This window comes from Chamaesiphon sp. VAR_69_metabat_338, from assembly GCF_031423935.1.
In the GTDB taxonomy this organism is placed as follows: domain Bacteria; phylum Cyanobacteriota; class Cyanobacteriia; order Cyanobacteriales; family Chamaesiphonaceae; genus Chamaesiphon.
This window is the reverse complement of record NZ_JANPGM010000444.1, coordinates 1-6,654: the sequence shown is the minus strand read 5'-3', so window position 1 is coordinate 6,654 and position 6,654 is coordinate 1. Positions and strand designations below refer to the sequence as shown.

Sequence of the window (6,654 nt, the reverse complement as noted above, 5' to 3'; positions counted from 1 at the left end):
GGTTGTGCCAGCAGGTAAAATCAGACCGGCGGGAATTGTTGTGCCAGCCGGCACGCTAGTACCAGCCGGAACGATCGTGCCAGCGGGAATTGTTGAGCCAGCAGCAAATGTCCTACCGCCCAAAACAATTGTCGTTGGGGTTGTCACGTTGGTAGGTACTGTCAGTGGCACATCTAAAGTGAAGGGGCCAGACAGTGCTGGTGCGACAATTGAAGTGGGGGTCGTAAATGCGGTAGGATTCCGCAAGGGGCCAGTAGTGGTGTATGTGACATTCTCCACGGCAGTACCACTGCCACCGAAGAAAATTTCTGGGCGCAGTGAGAAGTTTTTGGATATGCCAATTTTACCTTGAACACCGATGCTCGTGCCGTTACCAAGCTGAATTGCTAAACCCGCATCGTTAGTTTTTTCCTGGGCTTGAGCGGTGGTAGCTGCCAGCAGGCTTGCAGCTAACATGCCGGTGAGTAGTGAGGTAGCAGTAATTGATTTCATAGGTTTCAATTTTTCAGTAAATTTATTGAGTGGATGCACGTAGTGAATATCTGAAGATAAATCCCAGATATGACTGTGGATTTTATGTATAGAAAAGTCGATGAGATCTGGCTGGTGATGGCTACTCTATCGGAAATATTAGCTAGAGTCACGATCGACTCATGCATACTCAAAAGTACTTAACTACCTGCCAAATTGCCCAAATCGATCGAAGCCCACGTACTTTTCTACGTGAAGTTAGGTAATTGCTATAATCCGTATGAAAATTGTGATAAATGGTACAATTTAGGGGCTATTGCGATCGACCCGATTCAGCCGATGAAAGCCTCTCCCTGGTTAGTACCTAACGTGTTTGGTAGCGTCCTGCTGACAGCCCACATCGCTAGCTCCCAAACTTATCAACCATCCAATCGCATCCCGATCGCCGATAACACGCTAGGGACACAAGTTGCGGGGACTAGTAATAATTTTGCGATTACAGGTGGTTTGAATCGGGGTCAGAATTTATTTCATAGTTTTCAAGATTTTTCGGTACCGACAAATGGCATAGTTACGTTCACCAATCCAGTTGGCAACCAGTCAATTATTACCCGCGTTACTGGTAATTTAGGTTCGGATCTTAATGGCACCATTAACACTCAAGGTGCCAATTTTTTGCTAATTAATCCGAACGGAATTGTCTTCGGGCCAAATACGCAGTTGAATGTGGGACGGGTATTTGCAGCGAGTACGGCCAATGCGATCGATCTGGTTGACGGTGCCGGACGGACGATTTCATTTGGCACTAATCCTAGTGGTGATGCACCATTACTGAGCGTAAATCCCAATGTATTGTTCGACGTCTCGCGATTCAACCTCACTGGGGGTAATGGGGGAATTCGCAATTTTGGTACCCTGCAAACTACTAATCCCAGTCAATACATCGGCTTAATTGGCGGGAACATTGCGATCGATAGCGGACAGATAAATGCCCCTGGAGGGCGAGTCGAACTCGCTGGTTTGTCAGCACCAGGACAGATCGGATTTAGTAACGTCGGTACCAATCCCCGTCTGAGTTTGCCAACTAATGTCACTCGATCGAATGTATCGCTGACTAACCAATCTACTGTTAATGTTGCTGGTGCAGGGAATGGCGATATCACTATTAATGCGCGGAATATCGAGATCTTGGGTGATAGCTTGCTGCGAGGTGGGATCGAGCGGGGATTGGGGACAACCGGAGCTGTGGCTGGAGATATTCAGCTCAATGCGACAGGCACAGTCAATATGGATTTCAATAGTGCGATCGCGAGTAGCGTGCGCGCCAACGCCCAAGGACAAGGGGGCAATATTCTTGTCAATGCCGATACGCTCTCACTCCGAGATGGTGCCACCATTCAAGCTGTGACATTAGGGCAGGGCAATACAGGCGATATTCGCGTGACGGCGACTAGCAGGATCGATATCACTGGCAAAAATAGCAGCATCTATACGTTAGTGGGGGCAGATGCCATCGGCAATAGTGGCAAGATTGATATTAATACTGGTTCCCTATCGTTATTTAACGGTGCGACTCTCGCCGCCGTCACTAGCGGACGCGGCAATGCGGGTAATATCGCTGTCACTGCCAAAAATGATGTTTCCCTAACTGCTGCCGATATCGCCAGTACGATGGAAGGAATCGGGATTGGCGGCAATATCGAGATCGCTACAAATACGTTCAACTTACGGGATGGTGCGACGCTCTCTGCTGCCACTTTCGGACGGGGTAACGCAGGTAATGTGACACTCAGAGCCACAGATGCGGTCGCCCTGTCGGGTAAAAACACCACTATCTCTACCAACCTCGAAGCCGGAAGTATTGGCACAGGCGGTAAAATCGCGATCGATGCCAAATCAGTATCATTAGCTGACGGGGCGCAACTAATTGCCGCTAATAATAATGCCACTGGTAATGCTGGCAGTGTGACGCTTGAAGCCACAGATGCCGTATCTTTGACGGGTAGCAATACCAGAATATTTAGCACGGTAGAAGCAGGGGGTATCGGCAACGGGGGTGATATCTCGATCGATGCTGGTGCAGTTTCTTTGGCAGATGGCGCACAGTTACGCGCCTTAGCGCGGGGCACTGGCGATGCTGGTAATGTGAGCATAACGGCAAAACAGGCTGTCGATCTGGCAGGACAAAGCACGGCAATTATCGACACTGTAGAGCTAGGTGGAACGGGCAAGGGCGGTAATATCTCGATCGATACTGCTAGCGTATTACTAACCGATGGCGCGTTGTTGACATCTTCTAATAATGGTACGGGTGATGCTGGTAATATCAACATCAAAGCCAATGGAGCTGTTGATATTATTGGTGTCCAGAGTAATAACTTGAGAGGTGCCATTGCCAGCGTCGTCAGTAATCGGACGATCGGAAATGGCGGCAATATCACGATCGATGCTCGTTCCTTTTTACTCCAAGATAGTGCGTCGCTATTAGCCGCAAATTTAGGACAGGGAAATTCGGGTCGGATTAAAATTACCACAACTGATGCGGCGCGGCTATCGGGTATCGGAGGCTTATTTGTCACTACCGCCAGCAATCTGGGCACGGGCGGAGATATCGATCTTAATTCGCGCCAAATAACGTTAGATAACAGTACTCAGATTAATGCTGCCTCTCTATCTGGGAATGGTGGCAATATTCGCATTGGTAGCCCCACCACCGATCTGCTATTACTGCGGCGCGGTGCTATCGTTACCACCACTGCCAATGGTACGCCACAACAGGGCGGTAATGGTGGCAATATCAACATCGTTGCTACCCTCATCGTCGCCGTGCCGCTGGAGAATAGCGACATTACCGCCAATGCTATCAAAGGTAGCGGTGGCAACGTGAACATCAAATCCCAAGGCTTATTTGGGATTGAATTTCGTCCCCAGCAAACCCGCAATAGCGATATTACCGTCAGCTCGGAATTTGGCCAAATCGGCAAAGTCGGGATCGAAACTCCCGGCATCGATCCTGGCAAAGACCTCAGCGAACTCCCTACCGTGCCTACAGATGCCAGTCAGCAGATCGCCCAAACTTGCAACCCAGAGCGACGAGATCGAAAACTAATCGTTACCGGACGCGGCGGACAGCAGCCGACGGCGGATGAGTTGCCCCCAACTGATGTAGTTTGGCTCGACTCCCGCAACTCCAAACTACCGTTAGCAACTGGCTCTAATCAAGCGTTCCCCAGACTACCACAACCCGCAGTCGGCTGGACGATCGATCGCGGCAAGGTTACTCTAGTTGCTGCTAGTACCGAAGGTGCGGCGATCGAAAATCGGGTGGTTTGTCCGCAACATAATTAGATTACAGCCATGCACCGGATTGCCACTTATTTATCGATCGCACTATCAGTCTTACTCAATTTTCAACTGTCAGCCCCAGTATTGGCAATTGCCGATCGAAACCCCACTACCTCGGTCGATAATGCTCTCCTCGATACGGCGCGCAACCTCACCAAAACCGGAGCAGAAAATTTAGCCGCCGGTCGAGCGAATTTAGCCCTAACTAACTGGCAACAGGCACATAAACTTTATACGCAAATCAAAGATCGCGAAGGGATAATTGGCACGGAAATCAATCAAGCTCAAGCTTTGCAATCGCTGGGGTTTTATCGTCAGGCTCTAGTCCTGCTGAGATCGATCGATACCAACTTACAAACAGAACCTAATTCGCCGCTCAAAGTACGCGGTTTATTGAGTTTGGGCAATACCCTCAAATCGCTCCGCGTGCTAACTGTTAAAAGTAATCGGCTCGATCGAAGTCTGAATATCGGCGCGAAAGAGACACTAGATCGTGCGTTGAAAATGGCGATCGAGTTGCAAGAATTTGGATTGGCAGCTCAAATAAATCTCAGCCTCGCCAATACGCTCGAATTGCTGGGAGATCGTCAAGCTGCCAGTCAGAAATATCGTGAGGCGATCGTAAACAATCGATTGCCACTAGCCCAGACGCAAGCCAAAATTAATTTGTATCGACTCGAACCAGAGCGATATTTACATCTTCAAATATTAAAAATAGCAGCGGAGATCGAGCGAGAATTAGATTTACTACCAATAGATCGGAGTAGCATTTACACTTATATTAACTTAGTCAAAACCATTCAAAAAATTCAGCCCAACTATTTTACAGATCGAGCATTACTGTTGAAAGTTAACGATCTATTGAATACAGCGATCGCTCGATCTAGAATTATTAAAGACAAAAGAAGTGAAGCTCAAGCGATCGGGACACTCGGTAGTTTATATCAATCGATCGGGCAAGATCGATCTGCCAAGCAGCTCACCGAAAAAGCTCTAGTCATCGCCGAAAGTTTACCCGCTCCCGATCTGGCATATCGGCTCCACTGGCAGCTCGGTAGAACGATCTCCAAGCTCGACCCTCAAGATTCTCACGCGATTATCGCTTATCAACAAGCGGTCAGACATCTCAAAACACTCCGCAACGATCTTAGTGCCAGTGAAGCAGATTTACAATTCTCCTTTCGGGATAGTGTCGAGCCAGTCTATCGCGAACTAGTCGATCTGTTATTAAAAAACGGCGATCGAACTATTGCTAATAACCTCGCCGCTGCCCGCGACACGATCGAGTCTCTCCAAGTAGCTGAATTAGAAAACTATCTCCGCCAAGGTTGTCTGGATACTTATACCGTCCCATTAGATAAAATCGATCGCTCGGCAACGATCGTTTATCCAATTATTTTACCCGATCGCATTGCCACGATCGCCGCAATTCCTGGACAGCCACTCCGCTATTACAGTCGATCGATACCTAAAGCTGATATTGAGAATGCGGTTAAAGGACTTCGTACCAAGCTAGATAACTATGAGTTTTATGCACCGCAAGAACGCGCATTTCAAAAACAATCGCAACAAATTTACGATTTGATTATTGCACCGCTAGCTGAAGATCTGCAACAGTCTAATACCAAAACATTAGTATTTGTTCTCGATGGCGTATTGAGAAATATACCAATGTCGATGTTATATGATGGCAAAAAATATCTAGTTGAAAGTTACAATCTTGCCCTCGCCCCAGGATTGCAACTCGTACCACCCCAAAATATCGATCGCCGACAATATCGAGCTTTATTAGGCGGAATTAGTCAATCGCGACAAGGTTTTCAATCGCTGGCGGGAGTTAAGCAAGAACTAGATTTTATTAGCAATCTCATCCCCAGTCAAAAGCTGCTCGACGCTGAATTTAGTCAAGATCGAGTAACTACCAAATTGGGATCTGACAGTTCCGAGATCGTACATCTAGCCACTCATGGCGAATTTAGCTCCGATCCCGAACAAACTTTTATCCTGACTTGGGACGATCGCCTCAATCTCAATAGTCTCAATCGGACGATCCAAAATCGCAATGTCCAAGCCAATAAAGTTATCGATTTATTAGTATTAAGTGCTTGCGAAACTGCTAGTGGCGATAATCGCGCGACATTGGGTTTAGCGGGGGTAGCAATCCAAGCCCGCACCAGAAGTACGCTCGCATCTCTATGGAAAGTCAATGACAAAGCTACCCAAATTTTAATGGCTGATTTTTATCGAAATCTAGTTACTAAAAAACTCAGCAAAGCTGAGTCTTTAAAACTTGCCCAACAGTCCTTATTACGCAATCCGCAGTATCGATCGCCTTACTACTGGGCGGCATTTGTACTGGTCGGTAATTGGCAATGAAAATCTTATGCCAAATTAACCAAACCGCGATCGATAATCTTGCCCTGACTATCGATACCAGTTAAGAGAATTTGGTCTTGATAAACTTCCACAATCCCGAAACTGTGGATACTTTGAGCGAATGCCGACCAAGGCTGCGGTTTGACTGGATAGAGATGGGCACCGCCACCGCCACAGACCAGGTAAGTAGTACCGTCGATCGATTTCGATCGTTGATAGTTATGATCGTGGCCGTTAATCCACAATTTCACTTTATGTTTTTTCAGGATCGGGGTAATATCTCTGCGCATAACTGCATCGACCTTATAGACCCCAGCGGAATAGATATTGTGATGACCGTAGACGATATTCCATTTGGCTTTACTGGCAGCCAACTCGCGATCGAGCCATGCTAATTGAGTCGCTCTTTCGATCGATGCCGGATCGACGATCGAACTAGTTTCGAGCACAAAAAATTTGACA

3 protein-coding genes and 1 pseudogene are annotated in these 6,654 nt (G+C 47.5%); 2 read left to right on the top strand and 2 right to left on the bottom strand.

Annotated features, from left to right (window positions below; translation table 11 throughout):
- Nucleotides 1-492: pseudogene (locus RMO84_RS12345) on the bottom strand (hypothetical protein); the annotation flags it as partial.
- A 195-nt stretch (nucleotides 493-687) separates the two neighbouring features.
- On the opposite strand from RMO84_RS12345, the gene RMO84_RS12340 reads away from it, so the two are divergent.
- The gene (locus tag RMO84_RS12340; protein ID WP_310488750.1) at nucleotides 688-3,819 is read left to right on the top strand and encodes an S-layer family protein; all 3,132 of its coding nucleotides are present in this window, start codon (nucleotides 688-690) and stop codon (nucleotides 3,817-3,819) included.
- Nucleotides 3,820-3,828: 9 nt separating this feature from the next.
- Nucleotides 3,829-6,192, top strand: coding sequence for a CHAT domain-containing protein (locus tag RMO84_RS12335; RefSeq protein ID WP_310488749.1), 2,364 nt, complete (start codon nucleotides 3,829-3,831; stop codon nucleotides 6,190-6,192).
- Between the two features lie 5 nt (nucleotides 6,193-6,197).
- On the opposite strand, the gene RMO84_RS12330 is transcribed toward RMO84_RS12335, so the two are convergent.
- A partial coding sequence (locus tag RMO84_RS12330) for a metallophosphoesterase (protein ID WP_310488748.1) occupies nucleotides 6,198-6,654 on the bottom strand: 457 nt, incomplete at its 5' end.

Excerpts from the sequence above, each read along its gene's own strand:
- RMO84_RS12335 (WP_310488749.1), top strand. The coding sequence starts at position 3,829 with ATGCACCGGATTGCCACTTATTTATCGATCGCACTATCAGTCTTACTC.